Annotated in this window: 19 protein-coding genes; 10 read left to right on the top strand and 9 right to left on the bottom strand. The window is 74.7% G+C overall.

Annotated elements, in window-relative coordinates; genetic code table 11:
- Window positions 1–15: 15 nt before the first annotated feature.
- From ACZ514_RS04175 to ACZ514_RS04150, 6 genes are all read left to right on the top strand, one after another.
- The gene (locus ACZ514_RS04175; protein WP_469124055.1) at window positions 16–2,793 is read left to right on the top strand and encodes a lantibiotic dehydratase; all 2,778 of its coding nucleotides are present in this window, start codon (window positions 16–18) and stop codon (window positions 2,791–2,793) included.
- A complete protein-coding gene (locus ACZ514_RS04170; RefSeq protein WP_469124054.1) occupies window positions 2,781–3,848 on the top strand; it encodes a lantibiotic dehydratase C-terminal domain-containing protein in 1,068 nt (355 codons plus the stop codon). The genes ACZ514_RS04175 and ACZ514_RS04170 overlap by 13 nt, the downstream gene beginning before the upstream one ends.
- The gene (locus ACZ514_RS04165; protein WP_469124053.1) at window positions 3,845–4,951 is read left to right on the top strand and encodes a peptidase M50; all 1,107 of its coding nucleotides are present in this window, start codon (window positions 3,845–3,847) and stop codon (window positions 4,949–4,951) included. Before ACZ514_RS04170 ends, ACZ514_RS04165 begins: the two co-directional genes overlap by 4 nt.
- A gap of 104 nt (window positions 4,952–5,055) precedes the next feature.
- Complete coding sequence (locus ACZ514_RS04160) at window positions 5,056–6,024, top strand: ABC transporter ATP-binding protein (RefSeq protein ID WP_468162373.1); 969 nt, start codon at window positions 5,056–5,058, stop codon at window positions 6,022–6,024.
- On the top strand, window positions 6,021–6,776 hold the full coding sequence (locus tag ACZ514_RS04155; RefSeq protein ID WP_468162376.1) for an ABC transporter permease: 756 nt from the start codon (window positions 6,021–6,023) through the stop codon (window positions 6,774–6,776). Before ACZ514_RS04160 ends, ACZ514_RS04155 begins: the two co-directional genes overlap by 4 nt.
- A complete protein-coding gene (locus ACZ514_RS04150; protein WP_469124052.1) occupies window positions 6,773–8,734 on the top strand; it encodes a TOMM precursor leader peptide-binding protein in 1,962 nt (653 codons plus the stop codon). The genes ACZ514_RS04155 and ACZ514_RS04150 overlap by 4 nt, the downstream gene beginning before the upstream one ends.
- A 138-nt stretch (window positions 8,735–8,872) precedes the next feature.
- On the opposite strand, the gene ACZ514_RS04145 is transcribed toward ACZ514_RS04150, so the two are convergent.
- The gene (locus tag ACZ514_RS04145; protein WP_007268044.1) at window positions 8,873–9,046 is read right to left on the bottom strand and encodes a thiazolylpeptide-type bacteriocin; all 174 of its coding nucleotides are present in this window, start codon (window positions 9,044–9,046) and stop codon (window positions 8,873–8,875) included.
- Window positions 9,047–9,319: 273 nt separating this feature from the next.
- Between ACZ514_RS04145 and ACZ514_RS04140 the strand changes: the two genes are divergently transcribed.
- Complete coding sequence (locus ACZ514_RS04140) at window positions 9,320–10,639, top strand: amidohydrolase (protein WP_469124051.1); 1,320 nt, start codon at window positions 9,320–9,322, stop codon at window positions 10,637–10,639.
- Here ACZ514_RS04140 and ACZ514_RS04135 read toward each other — a convergent pair.
- On the bottom strand, window positions 10,632–11,090 hold the full coding sequence (locus tag ACZ514_RS04135) for a hypothetical protein (protein ID WP_468694595.1): 459 nt from the start codon (window positions 11,088–11,090) through the stop codon (window positions 10,632–10,634). The genes ACZ514_RS04140 and ACZ514_RS04135 overlap by 8 nt on opposite strands.
- A 153-nt stretch (window positions 11,091–11,243) precedes the next feature.
- On the opposite strand from ACZ514_RS04135, the gene cynR reads away from it, so the two are divergent.
- Window positions 11,244–12,179: a transcriptional regulator CynR gene (gene cynR, locus ACZ514_RS04130; RefSeq protein WP_469124050.1), complete on the top strand. Its 936-nt coding sequence runs from the start codon at window positions 11,244–11,246 to the stop codon at window positions 12,177–12,179.
- 98 nt (window positions 12,180–12,277) lie between these two features.
- On the top strand, window positions 12,278–12,517 hold the full coding sequence (locus ACZ514_RS04125) for a DUF6296 family protein (protein WP_469124049.1): 240 nt from the start codon (window positions 12,278–12,280) through the stop codon (window positions 12,515–12,517).
- Window positions 12,518–12,628: 111 nt separating this feature from the next.
- On the opposite strand, the gene ACZ514_RS04120 is transcribed toward ACZ514_RS04125, so the two are convergent.
- The 3 genes from ACZ514_RS04120 to ACZ514_RS04110 all read right to left on the bottom strand — a co-directional run bounded on the left by ACZ514_RS04120 (window position 12,629) and on the right by ACZ514_RS04110 (window position 17,488).
- Window positions 12,629–13,888 carry an MFS transporter gene (locus ACZ514_RS04120; protein WP_468162388.1) on the bottom strand — a complete coding sequence of 420 codons (1,260 nt, stop codon included), beginning with the start codon at window positions 13,886–13,888 and terminating at the stop codon, window positions 12,629–12,631.
- On the bottom strand, window positions 13,885–16,443 hold the full coding sequence (locus tag ACZ514_RS04115) for an ATP-grasp domain-containing protein (RefSeq protein ID WP_469124048.1): 2,559 nt from the start codon (window positions 16,441–16,443) through the stop codon (window positions 13,885–13,887). Before ACZ514_RS04115 ends, ACZ514_RS04120 begins: the two co-directional genes overlap by 4 nt.
- An 85-nt stretch (window positions 16,444–16,528) precedes the next feature.
- Window positions 16,529–17,488, bottom strand: coding sequence for a PLP-dependent cysteine synthase family protein (locus ACZ514_RS04110; protein ID WP_468162392.1), 960 nt, complete (start codon window positions 17,486–17,488; stop codon window positions 16,529–16,531).
- Window positions 17,489–17,672: 184 nt separating this feature from the next.
- Between ACZ514_RS04110 and ACZ514_RS04105 the strand changes: the two genes are divergently transcribed.
- Window positions 17,673–18,251 (top strand): YdeI/OmpD-associated family protein, encoded by a 579-nt coding sequence (locus tag ACZ514_RS04105; RefSeq protein WP_469124047.1) that lies wholly within the window; start codon window positions 17,673–17,675, stop codon window positions 18,249–18,251.
- Between the two features lie 7 nt (window positions 18,252–18,258).
- Here the strand turns inward: ACZ514_RS04105 and ACZ514_RS04100 are convergent, their stop codons facing one another.
- From ACZ514_RS04100 to ACZ514_RS04085, 4 genes are all read right to left on the bottom strand, one after another.
- Complete coding sequence (locus tag ACZ514_RS04100) at window positions 18,259–19,164, bottom strand: RNA polymerase sigma-70 factor (protein ID WP_468162396.1); 906 nt, start codon at window positions 19,162–19,164, stop codon at window positions 18,259–18,261.
- 53 nt (window positions 19,165–19,217) lie between these two features.
- A complete protein-coding gene (locus ACZ514_RS04095) occupies window positions 19,218–19,835 on the bottom strand; it encodes a HutD/Ves family protein (protein WP_469124046.1) in 618 nt (205 codons plus the stop codon).
- 108 nt (window positions 19,836–19,943) lie between these two features.
- Window positions 19,944–21,401 (bottom strand): VWA domain-containing protein, encoded by a 1,458-nt coding sequence (locus tag ACZ514_RS04090; protein WP_469124194.1) that lies wholly within the window; start codon window positions 21,399–21,401, stop codon window positions 19,944–19,946.
- 142 nt (window positions 21,402–21,543) lie between these two features.
- On the bottom strand, window positions 21,544–21,747 hold the full coding sequence (locus ACZ514_RS04085) for a cold-shock protein (RefSeq protein ID WP_007268031.1): 204 nt from the start codon (window positions 21,745–21,747) through the stop codon (window positions 21,544–21,546).
- Window positions 21,748–21,796 lie beyond the last annotated feature (49 nt).

Below are 21,796 nucleotides of genomic sequence, written 5' to 3'. Positions count from 1 at the left end.
AGCAGGAAGACCAGGATGAACACCACCACCGAATGGCACACCGGCGAGCGCTTCATGCTGCGCGTCGCCGGACTGCCCCTGGCCGCCGCCGACGCGCTGCGCTGCGGGGACGCCGGGCGCTGGGCGGCCGACGTGCTCGCGGCCGAGGACGCGCTGCGGGCGGACGCGCAGTGGCTGAGCGAGGTACTGCACCGGGCGGTCGGCGAAACCGATCCGGAGCCGGGCGGCCCGGGAGCGGCGCACCGGCGGGAACTGCTGCGGCTGCGCCGGCAGATCCACAACGGGCGCCTGCCCGCCGATCCCGGGGCCGCCCTGCGGGCGGTGGCGGGCCTGGGGGAGGAGGCGGGCGACCGGCTCGCGCTCTGGCTGCGGCGGACCCGGGAGCTGGACAAGCTGCTGGCCGAGGGGGAGCCGCTGCTCGCCGGCGACCTCGTCCGGGGCCGGGCCGCGCTGCGCGGGCTGCTGGACGACGACCGGCTGCGGCACGGCCTGCTGCTGGCCTCGCCGGTGCTGGAGGGCCAGCTCGACGCGTACACGGCGGCCACCGCCGGGGGCGCGGAGCCGGCGGGCCGGGCGCGCAAGGCCGAGCGCTCGGTGCTCTCGTACCTCTACCGCACCGCCTGCAAGACCAGTCCCTTCAGTACCTTCACCGGGGTGGCGACCGGCCGCTTCACCCCGGAGGCGGGGGCGGACGGCATCCGGGTGGAGGACACCTGGAGCAGCCATGTCCGGCTGAACGTGGTGGTGCTGGCGCGGCTCGCCGAGCTGATCCTCGCCGACCCGGTGCGCCGCCGGGACCTGCCGCTGCGCCCGGCCCCGGGCTGGGGCCGGGAGGACGACCGGATCCGGTACGTGCGCCGCTCGGTCACGGCCGGCGACGACACGGCCGCCGTGACCTTCGACGCGGTCAAGGACCGGCTGTTCTTCCTGCGCCGCAGCGGCACCCTGGACCGGCTGCTGGCCCTGTTCGCCGAGCGGGCGCGGCAGGCGGAGGACCGGCCGGGCCGCGGTGGGCCGGAGCTGCGCCACCACGAGCTGGCCAACTGGCTGGCGGCGGAGCACGGGGCTTCCCCCGAGGAGTGCGAGGCGTACATCGGGGCCCTGCTCCAGCTCGGCATGGTGCGGGTGCCGTGCCTGGACACCGAGGTGCACGGCGGTGATCCGGTACGCGCCTTCCAGCGCGCCCTGTCCGGCCTGGAGCGGCCCTGGGCCGATGAGCTGGCGGCGCTGCTGGAGGAGCCGGCCCGGCTGCTGGAGCGCTATCCGCTCGCCGGGCGCGCCGAGCGCCGCGCGCTCCTGCACGGTCTCCGCACGGCACTGCGCCGGGCGCAGGAGGAGCTGGGCGCTCCCGCGGACGCGCAGCTGCCGCAGACGCTGGTGTACGAGGACACGAGCGCGGGCCGTGACCTGGCGGCGGCTCCCCCGGCCTGGGCGGAGCCGGGTGCGGGCGGCGGCTCGCTGCGCTCGGTCGAGCGGATCCTGCCGGCCTTCGACCTCACGATGGCGCAGCGGATCACGTTCGAGGGGTTCTTCACGGCCCGCTACGGCCGGGGCGGCCGCTGCGAGGACCTGCTGGGCCTGGTCCACGACTTCCACGAGGACTTCTTCGACCAGTACCTGTCCTTCACGGCGCGGCGTACGCCCTTCGACGCGCGCGGCGCGTACGTGCCGGAGGAGAACTGGCTGGGCCTGCCCGGGATCCGTGCCCTGGACGCGGCGCGGCGGGCCTTCACGGGCCGGATGCGGGCGCACTGGGCGGCGTACCTGGAGCACGGCGGGGAGGGTGAGCTGCGGCTGTCCGAGGAGGACGTCGAGGCCGTCGCCGGCGAGCTGGAGCCGGTGGTGCCCGGGTTCGCGCCGCGCTGCCACCACGTCCAGCTGGCGCGGGACCCGCGCACGGGCGCGGAGCTGACGGTCCTCAACCGCTCGTACGGCGGGCTCTCCTTCCCCTTCAGCCGGTTCACGCACCTGTACCCGGAGCCGGACGGGCTGGACGGGCAGCTGCGCGCGACGGCCGCCGGGGTCACGCCGCCCGGCGCGGTGTTCGCGGAGGTCACCGGCGGCGCGGTCACCACCAACCTGAACCTGCACGGCCGGCTCACCGAGTACGAGATCGTCTGCCCGGGCGAGAGCGGGACCCTGCCCGAGGAGCGGCTGCTGCGCCTGGACGACCTGTACGCGGAGCACGTGCCCGGCACCGGGCGGGTGGTGCTGCGGTCCCGGCGCCTGGGCCTGGAGGTGATCCCGGTCTACCTGGGGTACCTGGTGCCGCTCGCGCTGCCCGCGGTACCGCGCACCCTGCTGCTGCTCTCGCCGTCCTCGATGTCCCCGCTGGACGTGTGGGCGGGGGTCCCGGAGGGCGACCCGCAGGGCGGCGTGACCACCCGGCCGCGGGTGGTGCACGGGGACGTGGTGCTCAGCCGGCGCAGCTGGAGCACCACGGCGGGCGAACTGCCGGCGCGGGGCGCGCGGGAGGCCGGGCACTTCCTGGACTGGCAGCGGTGGCGCCGGGCGCACGGGCTGCCGGAGCGGGTGTTCGCGACCGTGTCGGCGGGCCCTTCCGCGCTCGGGGCGAAACCGCAGTACGTGGACTTCTCCAGTCTGCTGTCGCTGGCGGCGTTCGAGCCGCTGCTGCGGGAGCCCGGCCACCGGGTCGTGTTCCGGGAGATGCTCCCGGACCCGGGCGGCCTGCACACCCGGTCGGCGCGCGGCGAGCACGTCGCCGAGCTCGCCGTCGAGACCTTCACCACGACCACCCGGACCCCGGAGGGCGCACCCCGATGCCAGAGCTGACCCCGACGCGTGGCGCGTGGCAGGCCATGCACGTCTTCTACGCCGCCAACCCGCAGCCGCTGCTGGTGCAGTGCGTGCGGCCGCTGATCGCCTCCCTCACGGCGGACGGGCTGCTGGCGGGGCACTTCTTCATCAACTACTGGCTGGAGGGTCCGCACGTACGGCTGCGGCTGCGGCCGGTGACCCCGGAGGCGGAGCCCGAGGTGCGCCGCCGCACCGAGGAGGCCGTGTCGGCGTTCCTGAAGGCCCGGCCCGCGCTGTACGAGGTGGACTCCGGTTTCCTCAACGAGTTCTACAACACCCTGTTCGACATCGAGTTCCCCGACGGGGACCGGGCCGCCTTCATGGGCGAGGACGGCCGGATGAACCTGCGGCCCAACAACTCCTTCTCCTACGAGCCGTACGAACCCGAGTACGGGAAGTACGGCGGCCCGGCCGGGGTGGAGCTCGCGGAGTGGCACTTCGCGCACTCCAGCGATCTCGTCATGGACGCCCTGGGCTCCATGAACCTGCACCTGCGGACGGTGCTGCTGGGCACCTCCGCACAGCTGATGATGGTGATGGCGGGGGTGTTCCTGCCCGACCGGGAGGAGCTCGGCTCCTACCTGGACGGCTACTACCGTTTCTGGCACCGCGCGTTCCCCGGCACCGGGTTCATCGGCTCCGTCGAGTACGACCGGACGTACGAGGGGACCGCCCCCGCCCTGGGACGGCGGTTCGGCGCGGTGCTGGAGGCGCTCGGCTCCGGGGAGACCGGCCGGCTGCCGGGCTTCCTCGCCGGCTGGGCGGAGCACTGCCGGGAGCTGCGGCGGCGCGCGGAGACCCTGGCCGTGGGCGGGGAGCTGGTGTTCCGGTCCTGGGACGGGAGCCGTGACGAGCGGGTGACGGATCCGGCGGTGGCGCTGCCGCTGCTGCTGTCCCCGTACATGCACATGACCAACAACCGGCTGCACGTGACCATCCGGGACGAGGCCTACCTGGCGCACCTGCTGGGCCGGGTGCTGCGGGAGGGGGCCGCCGAGGGCGCGGAGGCCGCCGGGACGGTCGTGCCGTGACCGCCCCCTCGGGACTGCTGGAGCACCGGCCCGCGCTGCGGCCCGGGGTACTGCTGTCACCGCCGCTGCTGAACGGCCCCGCCGTGGTCCACCTGGTCAAGGACCCGGTGTCGGGGGCGGCGTTCGAGATCGGACCGAAGGAGTACTTCCTCGTCTCGCGCCTCGACGGCTCGCGCAGCCTCGCGGAGATCGGCGAGGCGTACGGGCACGCCTTCGGGCGCCGCCTGGGCGAGCGGAACTGGCAGCAGCTGCTGGGGCTGCTCGGGACCCGCCGGCTGCTGGCGGGCGGACCGGTCCCGGAGGCGGAGGCCGGTCCCGGGCCGCAGCGGACCGGGACCCTGCTGCGCGGGACCCTGCGCCTGGTCGCGGACGCCGATGCCACGACGGCGCGGCTGCACCGCTTCCTGCGGCCGGTCCTGCGGCCGGCGGTGCTGGCGGCGCTGCTGGTGGTGTGCCTGGCGGTGGAGGTGTGGCTGGCCGCTTCGGCGGGCGGGCTCCTCGCCGATCTGGGGTGGCTGCTGTCGCGTCCGGTGCCCCTGCTGGCCGTGGCGACGCTGCTGTGGCTCAGTACGGCCCTGCACGAGTTCGCCCACGGGATCGCCGCCCGGCACGTGGGCGGCCGCGTCGGGGAGATCGGGCTGCGCTGGCGGCTGCCGATGGTGATCATGTACTGCCGGGTCGACAACTACCGCTACCTGCCGCGCCGGCGCGACCAGCTGGCCGTCGCCGGCGCGGGCGCCTTCGCCAACCTCCTGTTCCTGCTGCCCTTCTGCGCCTGGTGGGCGACCCTGCCCGCCGGCGATCCCACCCGCCGGGTCCTGGGCGCGCTGCTGCTGCTCGGCAGCGCGCAGGCCCTCGTCAACCTCGTCCCGCTGCCGCCGCTCGACGGCTACACGCTGCTCGGGCACGCGCTGCGCGTGACCCGGCTGGCACCCGCGAGCGCGGCGTACCTGCGGCTGCGGCTGCGGGAGCCGGGCGCGGCGGCCGCCTACCCGGTACGGGCCCGGCGGCTCTACCTGGGCTACGGGATCGGCTCGGCCGTGCTGGTCCTGCTCCTGGCCGGGCTCCTCACAGCCGCCGCCGTCCTCGTCATCAGGTCCTGAACCCCCGCCCGCCGCCGGGGCGGCCGCGCGCTCGCGCGTGGCGCCCCCCCGGCGGCACCCTTCGTCCCCCCGCCCGATTCCGACACCGAGGGAACCGCACGCCCATGACCACTGACCACACCCCACCGCCCGACGCCGCCGTGGCCGTCTCCGTCCGGGAGGTCCGCAAGCGCTACGGCGACCGGCAGGCCGTGGACGGCCTCTCCCTCGACGTGCGCCGCGGCGAGTTCTTCGGCCTGCTCGGCCCCAACGGCGCGGGGAAGACCACCTTCATCGAGATCGTCGAAGGACTGCGCCGGCCGGACTCCGGCACGGTCGAGGTCCTCGGCCAGAGCTGCTGGCCGCGCAACACGGCCCTGCTGCCCAGGATCGGCGTCCAGACGCAGGCCTCGGCGTTCTTCGTCCGGCAGACGGCGCGCGAGCACCTCGCCACCGTGGCCGGCCTGTACCGCAGGGACGCGGCCGCCGCTGACCGCACCCTGGAGACGGTCGGGCTGACCGAGCAGCGCGACGTCCTGGTGGAGAACCTCTCGGGCGGCCAGCGCCAGCGGCTCGCCATCGCCTCCGCCCTCGTCCACGACCCCGAGCTGATCTTCCTCGACGAGCCGACCGCCGCGCTGGACCCGCAGGCCCGCCGCGACCTGTGGCAGGTGCTGCGCGCCCTCAAGGGCGAGGGCCGCACCATCGTCTACACCACCCACCACCTCGACGAGGCCGAGGCCCTGTGCGACCGGGTGGCCATCCTCGTCGGCGGACGCCTCGCGGCGCTGGACTCCCCGCACCGGCTGATCACCGCCGCCGGTGCCCGGGCCCGGCTGCTGGTTCCCGAGGGGCGGATCGGCCCGGCCGAGGCCGCCGCGATGGAGGGGGTGGAGCGGGTCAGCGAACAGGGCGGCTCGCTGGTGCTGGAGACCTCGGTCCCCGGCAAGGTGCTCCAGGCCGTCGACGCGCTCACCGGGCTCGACGGCGTGATGACCCGCACGGCCACCCTGGAGGACGTCTACCTGGAGCTGACCGGCCGCACCGAGGCCGCGGCCCACGCCCCCGCCCACACCCTGGAGTCCCCCGCATGAGCGCGTACACGGCACTGACCGCCGCCGGCTACCGGGCCCAGGTCCGGGACAAGGCCACCCTCTTCTTCACCTTCGCCTTCCCGCTGCTCTTCCTCGTGGTCTTCGGCCTGATCTTCAGCGGCCAGGACGTGGAGCAGAGCGGCCGCCCGTACATCTCGTACATCGCGCCCGGCGTGATGTCGTGGGGCGTGGCCAACGCCGCCGTCTTCGGGATCGCGTTCACCCTGATGCAGTGGCGCCGGGACGACCTGCTGCGGCTGATCCGGCTCAGTCCGACACCGCTGACCACGGTGCTGGCCTCGCGCTACGTACTGGCGCTCGTGGTCGGCGTGGTGCAGGCGGCGGTGTTCGTCGCCGTCGCGATGCTGCCCGGGTTCGGCCTCGAACTGGACGGGCGCTGGCCGCTGGTGCTGCCCGCGCTGGTGCTCGGCATCACCGCCTTCATGGCGATCGGGGTGATCGTCGGCAACTACGCCCGGACGCCCGAGGCCGTCGCCGCCATCGCCAACTGCATGATGGTGCCGATGGCCTTCCTGTCGGGCTCCTTCCTGCCGCTCGACATGATGCCGTCCTGGCTGCGCTCGGTCTCCCGGGTGCTGCCGCTGCGCTACCTCAACGACGCCGCCTCCGGGGCCCTCACCGGTTCCGGCTCCCTCGCCGCCATCGGGACCGGCTGCGCGGCACTGGCCGGTTTCGCCCTCCTGTTCGGCGGGATCGGGCTGAAGACCTTCCGCTGGAGCGACCAGTCATGACCGCTACCGCGACACGGACCGTACGGGCGGCCGAGGCCCCCGCCGGCACCGCACTGGAGACGGCCCGCCGCCGGCTGGAGCGGGCGCTGACCGCCGCCCCGGGCGCGGCGGCGCCGTACGTGGTCACGCTCGGGGTGCACGACGCCCTCGGGCCGCGCACCGCCGACCCCTTCGCCGGCATCCGCCCGGCCGCCACCGTCCACCTCGGCGCCCAGGCCGTGCTCGTGGGGCCGTGGGGAGGCGACGGCACCGCTCCCGCCTGCGGGCAGTGCCTCGCGATGCGCTGGCAGCGACTGCGCAGCAAGAGCGAGCGGGACGCGCTGGAGACGGGGAGCGGGCCGCGCACCCCCGTCTCCGCGCAGTGGCCGCTGCTGTCGCCGTACGTGCTGGACGCGGTGGTGGCCCTGCACGCGGCCGTGACCGGCGGTGAGGCGCTGGCCCCGGGCGCGGTGGCCGCCGACCGGGCCCTGCCGCAGGTGTCCCGGCTGGACCTGGAGACCCTCCAGGTGCGCACGTACCCGCTGGCCGCCGACCCGCTCTGCCCCGACTGCGGGCCGCGGGCCGCCGCCGCGCCGCGGCCCTTCACCCCCGCCTCCCGGCCCAAGCCGGCCCCGGACGCGCAGCGGCTGCGCACGGCGTCCTCGTACCCGGTGCCGCGGGAGGCGCTGGCCAATCCGGTGACCGGGGTGCTCGGCGGGGGCACCTGGATCAACGTGACCTCGCCGACGACGGCCCCGGTCGCGGGCAGCGTGTTCATGCGCGGCTACGCGGGACTGACGGACGTCACCTGGAGCGGGCAGGCCAACAGCTTCTCCGCCAGCCGGGACCTCGCCTTCCTGGAAGGGCTGGAGCGGTACGCGGGCACGCACCGGCGCACCGGCGCCGAGGCCCTCACCGCCTCCTACGCCGAGCTGGGCGATCGGGCCCTGAACCCGGCGGAGTGCGGCTTCTACCCGCCCGGGACCTACCGGGACGACCCGATGGTGTCGCCCTTCGACCCGGAGCGGCCCATCCCCTGGGTGTACGGGCATTCGCTGCGCGACGACCGGCCGGTGCTGGTCCCGGCGCGCCTGGCGTACTACAGCGCGGGGCTGGCCGCCGACAACTTCGTCTTCGAGTGCTCCAACGGCTGTGCGATCGGCGGCTGCCCGGAGGAGGCGCTGCTGGGCGCCCTGCTGGAGCTGATCGAGCGGGACGCCTTCCTGCTCGCCTGGTACGGCGGGCAGCGGCTGACGGAGATCGACTTGGACACCGTGCCCGGGCCGGCGGTGCGGATGATGGTGGACCGGGCGGCGCTCCAGGGGTACGACGTGCACGCCTTCGACAACCGCGTCGACCTCGCGGTGCCCGTGGTGACGGGGCTGGCCGTACGGCGCGACGGCGGGCCGGGGCTGTACTCCTTCGGCGCGGGCGCGGCGCTCGATCCGGCGTCGGCGGTGGAGGCGGCGCTGTCGGAGGTCCTCACCTACATCCCGCACCTGCCCCGGCAGGTGGCCGAGCGGCAGGCCGAACTCGAGGAGATGACCCGGGACTTCGGGCGGGTCAGACACCTCAAGGACCACGCCCAGCTGTACGGGCTCCCTGCCATGGCCCCGCACGCGCGCACCTACCGGGAGCCGCTCGCCGTGCGGTCCATGGCGGAGCTGTACGCGGGCTGGGAGGCGGGAGGGCGTCCGAGGACGGGCGACCTGCGGGACGACCTGCTGCTGTGCGTGCGGGAGCTGACGGGGGCCGGGCACGATGTGATCGTCGTCGACCAGACCACGCCGGAGCAGCGCCGAATGGGGCTGAGCACGGTGTGCGCCATCGTGCCGGGCCTGCTGCCGATCGACTTCGGCTGGTCGCGCCAGCGGGCCCCGTACATGCCCCGGCTGCGGACGGCGGCGGTGCGCGCGGGACTGCGCGGGAGCCCGCTGACGGACGCGGAGATCCGGATGGTGCCGCACCCCTTCCCCTGACCCGTCGGCCCCGGCCCCGGCCCCCGACTCCGGTTCCGGGGCCGGGGCCGCTTCCGGGCCACCAGGCGTGCCGGATGCCCCGGACCCCTTCCTGCGGGGTCCGGGGCATCCGGTGTGTGCGGTGCCGCGCCGGGAGCGTCAGGCGCTGCAGGAGGTGGTGCTGGTGGTGGAGGAACAGGTCGAGGTGGAGCTGCAGCTCGTGGAACCGGCGAGCACGACCTCGCTGGCGTCCGAGTAGTCCGAGATCTCGAAGGTCTCCGACTCCAGCTCCAGGATCTCGTCGGCGAGCGAGGCGAGCGGCGACTTCTCCATGGGACTCTCCTTCATGGGTGCGGGCGGTGCAGCCGGCGTGGTCGGCGCGGCTGGTTCCGGTGGTCCGGGTGGTCCGGGTGGTCCGGGTGGTCCGGGTGGTCCGGGTGCTGCCGGCGGTCTGCCGTCCGTGTGTTCCGGCCGGTTTCCCGTGGTGCCCTTCCAGGAGAACCGGTCACACCTTCACTTCACCCGTCCATCTCCTGACACTCCCCTGACAGAAAGTGTCAGCGTTCTGACAGTCCGGCCGCCGGGCCGGTGGCCGAGCATGGCGTCATGACCGTCTCCGCCGCCGGGCTCCCCGGACTCCCGCCGCTCCTGCGGCCGTTGACGACCCTGTACCTGGACCTGCACCGCCACCCCGAGCTGTCGGGCGAGGAGGAGCGTACGGCCGCCCGGTTCGCCGACTGGCTGGAGTCCGCCGGGTACGACACCACGCGCGGGATCGGCGGCCACGGCGTGGCCGGGGTGCTGCGCCGCGGCGCCGGGCCGACGGTCGTGCTGCGCGCCGAACTGGACGCGCTGCCGGTCCGGGAGAGCACGGGGCTGCCGTACGCGAGCGAGGGTCCCGCGGCGCACGCCTGCGGGCACGACCTCCACCTGGCGGCTGCCGCCGGGGCCGCCTCGCTGCTGGCGGGCGCCGGTCCGGGGGCCTGGCGGGGCACGCTCGTGGTGGTGGGACAGCCCGCGGAGGAAACCCTGGAGGGGGCGCGGGCGATGCTGGCCGACGGACTGTACGAGCGCGTCGGGCGCCCGGACGCCGTCCTGGCGCAGCACGCCGCCCCGCTGCCCGCCGGGATGGTCGCGCACGGGTACGGGCCGATGACCGCCGGGAGCGTCACCTTCCGCGTGGTCGTGCACGGGCGCGGCGGACACGCCGGCGCCCCGCACCTGACCGTGGACCCGGTGGTGACGGCCGCCCACGTCGTGACCCGGCTCCAGACGGTGGTGGCGCGGGAGGCGGCGCCCTCGGAGCAGGTCGCCGTCACCGTGGGTTCGCTGCGGGCCGGCGAGCGCGCCAACGTGGTGCCCGACCGGGCCGAGCTGGGCATCACCGTACGGGCGGCCGGAGAGGCCGCGCTCGCCCGGGCCGCGGAGGCGGTCGAACGGATCGTGCGCGCCGAGTGCGCCGCCTCGGGCTGCCCCCGGGAGCCGGAGGTCGTCCGCACGGGCGCCTCCCCCGTCACCCACCCCGACCCGGCCACGACGGCCGCGGTGCGCGCGGCGCACACGGCGCGGCTGGGGGCGGAGCGGGTGGCGATGTGGCCGCCGTCCCTCGCCACGGAGGACTTCGGGCTGTTCGGCGACGCGGGGCGGCACGTGCACGGCGCACGGGGAGTACGGCTCGCCTACTGGATGCTCGGGGTGATCGGGCCGGCCGCCTGGGCCGCCGCCCCCGGCGAGGGGGCGGCCGGGAAGCTGGCGGCCCTCCCCGCCAACCACGCCCCGGACTTCGCCCCCGACGTGCGCACGGCCCTGCCCGCCGGGGTGGACGCGCTGACGGCGGCGGCCCTGGCCTGCCTGGCGCCCGGCGCGGACGGGGCGGACGGGGCCCGGCGGAAGGGGACGGACGGGGCCCCGAGTCCCGTTACTTGATGTCGTAGCGGCACATGCCGGTCTTGCCACCGCCGTTGTCGGCGACCTTCTTGCCGTCGACGGTGATCACGCACTCCGCGGCGTGCAGCAGCCCGTCGGCGCCGGTCACCGAACCGGGGACGACGGAGACCGTGGTGCCGGCGCGCTTCTCGGCGGCGGTGGTGAGGGTGACCGTGCCGGTCTTCTTCCAGGGCAGGGTGACCTGCTCCATCTTGTTGGTGTCGAGGTTGTAGTACACCTGCGTGGAGCCGGTGCCGAGGACCTCCAGGGTGACCTCGTGCTTGACCGCCGCGTCCTCGGCGGACGGCTTCGGCTTGCCGGCGGACGGCGCCGCGGCGGACGCGCCGGCCGGCTTGGCCCCGGCCCCCTCGTCCCCGGCCGCGCCGCCGCAGCCGGTGAGCAGAAGGGCCGTCAGGACCGTCGGGACGGAACCGGTGATGATCTTGCGCATGTTTCTCCCTCGCGAACGATGAAGCGATCTTAGTGCGCGCGTCCGACGGGCCGCCGAGGGGAAGGGAGCCCGCCCCACCGGATCTGACCTGCTGTCATAGTGGCCGACAGCCGTGAACCCAGAGCCCCATCGATGCCATCTATAGTGGGCCCCATGGCCCTCGAACTGCGTCACCTGCGCTACCTGCTCGCGGTCGCCGAGCACCACAGCTTCACGCGCGCGGCGGAGGACTTGCACATCTCCCAGCCCACCCTGTCGCAGCAGATCAAGCAGCTGGAACGGACGGTGGGCGTGCGGCTGCTGGACCGCGGCGGCCGCACCGTGCGGCTGACCGACGCCGGCGAGGCGTACGCCCACCACGCGCGCCGCGCGCTGCGGGACCTCGCGGCCGCCGAGCGGGCCGTCCACGACGTCGCCGGTCTCTCGCGCGGCCACCTCCGCCTGGCCCTGGCCCCGGTCTTCACCGCGTACCTCCTCGGCCCGCTGCTGGGCGCCCTGCACTCGGCACACCCCGGGATCACCGTGGAGGTGCGGGAGATGACCCAGGACCGCGTCGAGGCGGCCCTGCTCGCGGACGGGGCCGACCTCGGGATCGCGTTCGCCGGGCCCCACCTGCCGGGGATCGAGGCCACCGCGCTCTTCACCGAGACCCTCGCCCTGGTCGTCTCCGCCGCCCCGGCGGCGCCGGCCGCCCCGGCGGCGCCGGCCGCCCCGGCGGCGCCGGCCGCCCCGGCGGCGCTGCCGGTGGCCGCCCTGGCGGACCGTCCACTGGCGCTGCTGAACGGCGACTTCGCGACGCGGCGCCACCTGGAGGCCTACTGCGCGGCGCACGGGACGCGTCCCCGCGTCGCCGTCGAGGCCGACTCCGTCCAGGCGCTGACCGAGCTCGTACGGCGCACCGGGCTGGCCACCGTCCTGCCCGAGGCCGTGGTCGGCGAACAGCCCGGCCTGGCCCGGATCCCCCTGGACCCGGCCCCGCCCGCGCGCACGGTCACCCTGCTCCGGCGGGACACCCCGTACCAGAGCGCCGCCGCCCGCGCCTTCACCGCCCTGGCCCGCGGCTACGCCCCGGCGGGGCAGGGGGGATAGCCCCCGCGGGCGGGCGCCGCCGAAGCGGCCCGGCGCGCCGGGCAAAGGGAAGGCAAAGTCAAAAGGCGGGGCGGGCGCGCACGGCCCACGATGGACTCATGAGCGTCCGACGGTACGAGCTGACGTTTCCCGGCAGCGACGGGACGGGCGAGGACACCGTGGTCCTGGAGCGCACCGATGCCGCGGGGCCGGGCGGCCACCCGGTCTACGCCGACCCCACGGGCATCGTCCGTGCCGAGATCAGCGACCGCGGCGAGGTCCGCATGCTCCCCTCGGGCGGCCACCAGGCCCTCGCGCACCCCACCTCGACGCGCCGGCTGCCCGACGCCGACGCCTGACCGGCACCCCGTCCCGGGCCGGACCCGGCGCCGCGGTACGCGCGAGCCCCCTGCCGGGCCGCGTCACCGCGGCGGCAGGGGGCTCGGGGCGGGCCGGCGGGTGCCGGCGGGTCAGGCCGCCGCGGGCTCCGCCGGTGTGCTCGGCACCGGACGCTGACGCGGGGACGGGTACACCGCCTCCTCCGGCAGCTTCGGTTCCAGCCGCAGGACGCCCAGGGCGGACACCGTCGCGCCCGCCGCGAGGACCAGCCACATCGCCGTCGGCGACAGCGTGAGCAGGGCCGTCAGAACGGCCGGGGCCAGGGCGCTGGGCACCGCCCAGGACAGCTGGTAGACGGCCAGGTGCCGGCCCCGCGTCTCCTCGGGCGCGGCCTGCGCGCACAGGGCCGAGGCCGTGGCGCCGTGCATCAGCTCCCCCGCCGTGAACAGGGCGGTGGCGGCGAAGATGCCAATGAGGATGACGGTCTTGTCCCCCACCGCGGCCAGTACGGCGAACACCACGAACGACGCCGCGAACACCGCCGCGCCCAGGGACACCGCACGGGAGCGGCGGTAGGCGACGAGCGCCCGGGTGACCGGGATCTGGAGCAGCGCGATCCCGACCGTGTTGACCGCGTACAGGACGCCCACCAGCGAGGTGGACGCGCCCAGGTCCTGGGTGACGTACGCCGGGATGCCGATGGCGAGCACCGTGTAGCCGAACGCGGTCGGCACGTTGAGCAGGGTCAGCGCCAGGAACGGCCGGTTCCGCGCCACCAGCCGGTAGCCGCCCTTGCGGGAGGTCCGGACGAGCGGGGCGGCCGTCTTCGCGATCGGGATCGAGCCGAAGCAGGCGGCGGCCAGCAGGTACCCGGCGGCCGTACCGAACACGATCACGTAGTAGAAGGCGTCGCTGCCGAGGGCCAGGACCCCGCCCGCGACCAGACCGCCCACGCCCAGACCGGCGTTGCGCAGGCTGCGCTGCGCGGCGAGCAGCTTGTCCCGCTCGGTGCCCTGGACGAACTCGGCGATGAACGACTGGATCGCCGGCGGGTACGAGGTGTCGCCGAGCGCGACCAGCAGGATCACGGCGAACATCGTGTAGCCGTTGTCCACCAGCGGGTACGTGCAGAAGCCCGCGGCCCGCAGCAGGTACCCGCCGGTGACGACCGCCTTGGCCCCGAAGCGGTCGATCAGGACGCCCGCCGCCGGGTTGCTGATCAGGCCGATCACGGCGGCGGCCGTCATCAGGGTGCCCACCTGGGTGAGCGGCAGCCCCGTCACGTGGTGGAAGTAGAGCAGGGACAGGGGCAGGTACATGCCGGCGCCGGTGGCATCGACGACCATGCCCAGCATGTACCGCGTCTTCGCCGACAGGCGGGCCCCCGTCATGACGCGTCGCCGATCACGCTGTGTTCGCGGACCCACTCGCCCAGTTCGCGCAGCCGCCGCTCGACCTCGGCGCGGGTCGGCGCGGTGCCCACGGCCGCGGCGAGGAAGTCGGAGGAGCCCGAGGCGGGCGCGATGACCTGCCCCTCCTCGGCGTAGAGCCAGAATCCGGCCAGCCAGTCGTGCTCGGGCACCGCGGGCAGCTCGCGCACCAGCCCGGGCCGCTTCATCATGAGGAGCTGCCCCGCCATGTGCCGCGGCTTCGGCAGCCCGGCCGCGTCACCGCCGCGCCGTACCTCGGGGTGCAGTTCGTGGCCGGCGTCGGCGCGGACGGCGTACCCGCCGAGGTGCACGCCGAACAGGCTGTGGAAGACCTCGCGGATCTTCGCGCCGCCGGGCCGGCAGGCGATCTCGCACATCACGAGGCGGTCGTCCGGGGTGTGGAAGACCTCCATGTGGAAGGCGTGGTCGCGCAGGCGGGAGCCGGCGGGCGCCAGCGAGGCGAGGACCCGCTCGGCGAGGTCGAGCAGCCGCGGGGTGATCGGGTCGTCCTCGTCGAGGGTGAGGTCGATGCGCGGACCCGGGTCGGAGGCGAAGGAGGAGAGGTCGTACTGGTACTGCGAGGGCCAGGCCATGGCCACCCGGCCGTCGCGCACCACGCCGTCGACGTGGCACATGCGGCCCGGGACGAAGTCCTCCAGCAGGACGTCGTCGCGCTCGCCGGCTGCGTACACCTCCGTCAGGCACTCCTCGAAGGACGCCTCGTCCCGGAGGATGCGCAGGCCGACCGCGTTGAAGCCGCTGCGCTCCTTGAACACCACCGGGAAGCCCTCGGCGGCGGCGAACTCGCGGGCCTGGTCGGCGGTGCGGGCCTGGACCCAGGCCGCCACGTCGATGCCGGAGGCCTGTGCGCGGGTCTTCATCAGCGCCTTGTCGCGGAACGGCATCACGTCGTCGTGCCAGGCACCGCGCAGCCCGAACCGCTCGCGCAGGCGCGCCGCCCGCAGCATGTCCGCCTCGTGCAGCGCGGTCACGCCCGTGATGTTGTGCTCGGCGATGAGTTCGAGGGCGCGGGCGTCGACCTCTTCCGCGTCGAAGTCGTCGAAGATCTCCAGGCGGGTGTAGCCGAGGGTGCCGTCCGGCACCTTCTCACCGGCGAGTTCGATCTTGTCACGGGCGGCGAGGACGACGATGTCGCCGGTGTGGTCCGGCAGCCAGGAGCGGTACGGGAACGGCTCCAGCGGGTTGCGGTGCAGGATCAGCAGGTTCTCGCGCGGGGCGATCTCGGACGGCTGGGCGAGCACGGTCTCCCCGTTGGGGCGGGCCAGGGTGATCCGGATGTCGTCGCGGATCACCTCGGCGCCGCGGCGGATCGCCGCGGTGGTGTCCTCGGCGGCGACCGCGATCAGGCCGAGCCGGTCCCAGTTGTCCTGGAGCACCCGGACGTCGTCGCCGGGCTTGGCGCTGATGGTGACGGAGATGACGCCCTCGGCGGCCCGGGCCTCCTCGATCCCGGCGATGGACTCCACCCGGCTGCCCGGCGTCCCGATCAGGGCGCGCACGCTGGCACCGCCGTGCGCCTGCGGCCGGTCGGGGAGCTCCTCGAGCAGCCCGAAGGGGTGGGCGACGGCGAGCGTGACCAGGTCGACGCCGAAGGCGCTGCGCACCAGCTCGGGGATGGAGTCGCCGCCGATCCGGTTGTGGCCCTCGATCACGCGCGGGCCCTTGGCGGTGAGGCGGACCTCGGTGTGGCAGACGCCGTCGCGCAGGCCCATCACGTCGAGGAAGCCGCGTATGCCGTCGCGTATCGCTTCCTCGTCGGCGTCGGAGAGCCGGGCCGGGACGGCGTGACCGAGCTCCGCGAAGTGGCCGTCGGCGGTGAACTTCTCGGTGACCGTGACGATCACGTGGCGGCCGCCGAAGCTGAAGGACTCGACGCTGTACTCGGGTCCGTCCAGGAACTCCTCCATCAGGAAGTCCTTCAGGACGAACAGGGAGGAGACCCGGTCGGTACGGGTGCCGGAGAGCCGGGTGACCTCGGCCCACACGCGGTCGGCGTCGTGCGGGCCCTCGACCCGCATGACCCCGATGCTCGCGGTGGCGTCGACGGGCTTGACGATGAACGGGAAGCCGTAGGCGGCCCCGAAGGCGTCCAGGTCCTCACGGGTCTTCAGGGACCGCGCGCCGACTGCGTGCTCCGGGTCGTGCTCGGCGACGTACCGCCGCATGGCGGCCTTGTCCCGGATGCGGGCGGTGACCTCGTAGCCGGTCCCGCCGAGTCCGTACAGGTCGTTGATCCGGCCCGCGTTCTCGAGTCCCGGCTCGGTCAGGGAGACGCACGCGGCGAAGCCGGGGCTCTCGTGCCAGGCGCGTACCAGGGGCTCGATCAGCTCCCACTGGGTGAAGTCCACGACCTCGACGGCCGCGGCGAGCCGGTTCTGCTCCTCGCTGACCTTGGTCGGGTGCTGGAGCAGCAGCACGCTCAGTCCCAGGTCGTGGGCCTTCCGCACGGTCTCGTCGGTCGCACCGACGAGCAGCAGGGTGCGCTCGGGGTTCATTCGCTCTCATCTCCCCCTGCGGCGGCAGGGATATCTTTCCGGGCTCGTACTCGGGTAGGGACGGGGGGCGGGGCGGGCTCCGGCCTCACCGCGGGCCGGCGGGGTCCTCTTGCGGCCACCAGCTGAGGTAGCGTTCGCCGCTGTCGGGGAACACCGTCGCCACGACCGCGTCCGACAGGTCGTGCCGGCGGGCCAGTTCGAGGCAGCCGTACGCGGCGGCGCCCGCGGAGATCCCGACGAGGAGCCCGGAGCGTGCGGCGATGGCACGCGTGGTGGCGGCGGCGTCGGAGTCCTCGACGGCGATCACCTCGTCGATGAGGTGCAGGTCGGTGACGGGGCTGATGAAGCCGCCGTTGAGACCCGGGATGCGGTGCGGGCCGGGGTCTCCGCCGGAGAGCAGCGCGGAGCCCGCCGGTTCGACGGCGACCACCTTCAGGTCAGGGTTGCGCTCGCGCAGGTAGCGGGCGCAGCCGGTGAGGGTGCCGCCGGTGCCGATCCCGCACACCAGGTAGTCGACGCGGCCTCCGGCGTCGCGCCAGATCTCGGGGCCGGTGGTCGCGTAGTGGGCGCGGACGTTGTCGGGGTTCTCGTGCTGGCGCGCGTACCAGGAGCCGGGCATCTGGGCGTGCAGTGCCGCGGCGTGCTCGACGCAGGCGGCGAAGCCCAGGGCGTGGTCGGTGAACTCCACCTCGGCGCCGAGCATCCGCAGGGTCAGCACGCGTTCGCGGGAGGAGTTGGAGGGGAGGACGATCAGACAGCGGTAGCCGCGGGCGGCGGCGAGGGCGGCCAGGGCGATGCCGGTGTTGCCGGAGGTGGACTCGATGACGGTGGCGCCGGGCCGGAGCGCGCCGGATTCCTCGGCGGCCCGCAGCATGAACAGCGCGGCACGGTCCTTGATGCTGGACAGCGGGTTGGCCGCCTCCAGCTTGGCGAGGACGCGGGCCGTGTCGGGCAGGCCGTCGAGCTGGAGACGGAACAGGGGGGTGTCGCCCACCAGATCCTCGAATGATGCCGCGATGCGGCGGGTGGTGCGCGCGTGGTTCACGTGCCAACCCCTTTGGTGCTGTGCGTGCGGTCGGTCTCCGAAAAGTAGCCAGACGCGGTAGCGCGCGGTTGGTGCCCGGCTCGGGCCGGACTCGAGTGCCGCTCGCGCGCCCGCGCTCGCGGAACGGGCCCGAACGGCCGGTGGAGCAAGGGCCGTTGTCGTACCCCGCCGCTAGCCTGGACGCATGGACGAGATCAACGGTGTGGAGGTCGTCACCTTCGCGGACGCCGGTGCCTTCGAGAGCTGGCTGTCGCGGCACCACACGCGTACGGAGGGCGTGTGGATCAAGGTGGCCAAGAAGAAGTCCGGCATCCCCACGGTCAGCGACGACGAACTGGTGGACGTCGGGCTCTGCTACGGCTGGATCTCCGGCCAGCGGCGTTCCCTCGACGAGCGGTACTACCTCCAGAAGTACGTACCGCGCCGTCCCCGGAGCCTGTGGTCGCAGGTGAACGTGGAGAAGGTCGCGGCGCTCACGGCGGCCGGCCGGATGCGGGAACCGGGCCTCGCGGAGGTGCGCAGGGCCCAGGCCGACGGGCGGTGGGCGGCCGCGTACGAGTCGCAGCGCACGGCGGCGGTCCCGCCGGACCTGGCGGCCGCCCTGGAGGCGGACCCCCGGGCCCGGACGGCGTTCGAGGCCCTCGACCGGAGCGGCCGCTACCAGCTGGGCCTGCCGCTGCTCCAGGCCCTCACCCCCGGAACCCGCCGGGCCCGCCTGGAGCGGGCCCTCGAGACGCTCCGGCGCACCGGAGAGACGGCCTGACCGGTCCTCAGACCGGCCGGTGCCGGGTGCCGCCCCCGGCGTCACGGCGCAGGCCCGCCAGCTTGTCGGGGTTGACCTGGATGCGGATGGTGCGGAGCAGTCCGCCCTCCAGGTCGTAGGTGCACGAGCCGACCGGCTCCTCCCCCGCCAGGACGAGGACGCCGAGCTCGCCGTTGATGACCGCCGGGGTGGCGGTGACCCCGGCCATGGCCGGCTTGGCCAGCACGCCGAGCAGGAAGCGCGCCACGCGGTCGGCGCCGTACACGGGCCGGCGGCCGGCGGTGACCTTGCCGCCGCCGTCGGACCAGGCGGTGACGTCGGGGGCGAGCATCTCCAGGACGGCGTTCAGGTCGCCGCCGGCGCAGGCGCTCAGGAAGCGCCGCGTGATCTCCTCGCGCTGCGCGCTGTCGGAGTCGTAGCGGTGACGGCGCTCGGCGACGTGCTTGCGGGCGCGGTGGGAGATCTGCCGGACGGCCGGCTCCGGGCGCTCCAGGAAACCGGCGATCTCGGCGTGCGCGTAGCCGAAGACCTCGCGCAGCACGAAGACGGCGCGCTCCACCGGGGTGAGCGTCTCCAGGACGACGAGCATGGCCGTGGAGACGCTGTCGGCCAGCTCCCGCTCCTGCGCGACGTCGGGCGCGGTGAGCAGGGGCTCCGGCAGCCAGGGGCCGACGTACTCCTCCCGGGCGGCCCGGGCGGAGGTGAGCCGGTTCAGGGACAGGTTGGTGACCGTCCGCACGAGGTACGCCCTGGGGTGACGGACCTCCGACCGGTCGGCCTTGTTCCAGGTCAGCCAGGCGTCCTGGACGACGTCCTCGGCATCGCTGACGGTCCCCAGCATGCGGTAGGCGGTGGCGAACAGCAGCCGCCGGTGTGCGTCGAAGGGATCCGCTCCCGGTTCGCTCGTGATCACCGTCCGATTCTGCCCGGCGTACGACGGCGCGGCCACCCCGCCCCCGGGGCGGCTCAGTTGGAGGGCGACGGCGAAGGGTCCGCGCGCAGCCGTACGCCCACGACGGCCACCCGCCCCCCGGTGCGGATCACGCGGTCCACGGGGTGCGCGACCAGGGCCGCGTCGTGGAGGCCGAGTTCGACGCCGCCATCCGGGTCCCCGGGCGGCTGGAGGACCGCCCTCCCTTCCAGGACGGCCACCAGCAGGGTCTCGTCCGGCCGGGCGGGGAGGGCGAGTTCGCCGCGTACGACGGCGGTGCGGGCGCGGACCCGGTCGCGGCGGTACATCACGTTGAAGTTCACGACCGGGCCGGCCAGCAGCCGGCAGTCGGTCGCCCGGTCCCCGGGGAAGTGCCGGGGCGCGTGCCGCTCGTCGACGAGGCACCGTTCGCCCCCGACCGTGAGGTCCATGCCCGCGCCCTCGGCCAGCGTGAGGATCCGGTCGGTGCCGGGGAAGTACGAGAAGGGCCCGTCGGCCTCCACCTCCGCGAGGCTGACCCGCCAGGCGAAGCCGGCGGTCCCCGAGCCCTCGGGCCAGGCCGCGATCTCGCGGGTGACACCGCCCCCGTTCTTCCACGGCTCGGCCGTACGGCCGGCGGCGCGCAGGATGCGGATCTCGGCGGGGCCGGGCATGACGGGGACTTCCTTCCCTCGGGTGCGTTCCGCCCCGAGCCTAGGGGGTGCCGTCACGGCCCGTTCCCCGGGCCGCCCGTGCGGGGAGGCCCGGGGAAGGCGCCGGGGTCAGCGCAGGATCCCCGCCTGCCGGGCCGCCCGCAGCCAGGAGGGGAACTCCGACAGGAGCCGGTCGTACAGGTCCTGGTCCGATACCTGGTCGATGTCGTCGACGGCGAAGAAGCCGACGTTGTCGACGCGGCGCCCGGGCATGGTGTCGAAGCGCTCCAGTACGCCGAAGCCGGCCCGGCCGAGGCCGACGAACTGCCAGAACACCGGCTCCTCGACGGCCGCCCGCAGCTCCCGCTCGATCTCGTCGTTGCGGTACACCCCGCCGTCGGAGAAGAAGAGGACCAGGGTCGGGGCCGGCACGGGGTGGGAGCGGACGAAGTCCCGCACCTCGGCGATGACCTTCTGCTCCTCGTTCTGGAAGCCGACCTGCCGCATGTCGACCTGGCCGGGGACCAGCCCCCTGGCCGGCTTCTTGCGTCCGAAGAGGCTCATCTGGCCGATGCGTACGTGCAGTCGCAGCCATTCGGGCAGGTCGCCGATGGCGAGGTCCGGCAGCCGGGCGGGATGGGTGGCGAAGGTCCAGGCCTGCATCTCGCCGTCGTCGTCGAGCTGCGCGGCTACGGCCGCCATCCGCTCGACCACGCTCGCGACGGTGCCGCGCGCGTAGAGGGTGCTCATCGACCCGGAGGCGTCGAGGACGAGGACCACGCGGGCGGTGACGCCCTGGGCGCCGGCCTTGCTCAGGCTGACGGCCACCTGCTTCTTGCGCAGCGACAGGCGCCCCCGCATGTCCTCCGGCAGCCACTCCTCGCCCTTGACGAGCCGTACGACCGCCTCACCCGCACCGGATGCGGGAGCCGGCGCGGGCGCCGGGCGGGGCGCGGGCGCCGGTGCGGGCGCCGGGCGGGGCGCGGGTGCGGGAGCCCGATGGGGGGCCGGCGCGGGCGCGGGAGCGGCCGGCGCGGGCGCACGCCGGGGCGCGGGAGCCGGTGCCGGCGCGGGAGCCGGCGCGTCGTCCACGGTGATGCCGTAGTCGGTGGCGAGTCCGGCGAGGCCGCTCGCGTACCCCTGGCCCACGGCGCGGAACTTCCACGCTCCGGCACGCCGGTAGAGTTCGCCGCTCACGAAGGCGGTCTCCGGTCCGGCCTCCATGTCGAAGCGGGCCAGTTCGGCGCCGGAGGCGGCGTCCAGCAGGCGCAGGTGCAGACCCGGGACACGGCCGAAGGTGCCGCCGTCGGCGGAGGCGCAGAGGACGACCCGCTCGACGTCCCCTTCCAGCGCGGCGAGGTCGACGTCGAGGGCGTCGGAGCCCGGCTGCTTGCCGAGGTGGCGTACGGCTCCGGAGGCGTGCCGGGGCTGGTTGTAGAAGACGAAGTCCCCGTCGGAGCGGACCCGTCCGGTGGCTGCCAGGAGCAGCGCGGAGGCGTCGATGTCGGGTACTCCGGGCCCGGTGGACCAGCCGAGCACGGCTCTGACCGAGGGGGCGGCGACCGGGAGGTTGGCGCCTTTGCTCATTGTCGTCACGTCGGACAGTCTGCCCGGTGCTCCGGCTCCGTGGGGCCGAACGGGAACGGAAAAAGGGTGCCCGGACGCGGCCGGGGCCCGCACCGTCGGTGCGGGCCCCGGCGTCGCTCGCGTCGAGCGGGTGGGTCGGTGCTCAGGCGGGCACGATGTTCTCGGCCTGCGGGCCCTTCTGGCCCTGGGTGACGTCGAAGTTCACCTTCTGGCCCTCCTGGAGCTCACGGTAGCCCTGGGTGGCGATGTTCGAGTAGTGGGCGAACACGTCGGCGCCGCCGCCGTCCTGCTCGATGAAGCCGAAGCCCTTTTCCGCGTTGAACCACTTCACGGTGCCGGACGCCATATCGATTCTCCTTCGGGGCCGTACCCGGAGCCGCACTGTGCGGGCCCGG

The sequence above is a fragment of the Streptomyces sp. NPDC034086 genome (assembly GCF_055575515.1).
The sequence above is the reverse complement of the archived record's forward strand: the minus strand, read 5'-3'. Positions and strand labels throughout refer to the sequence as shown.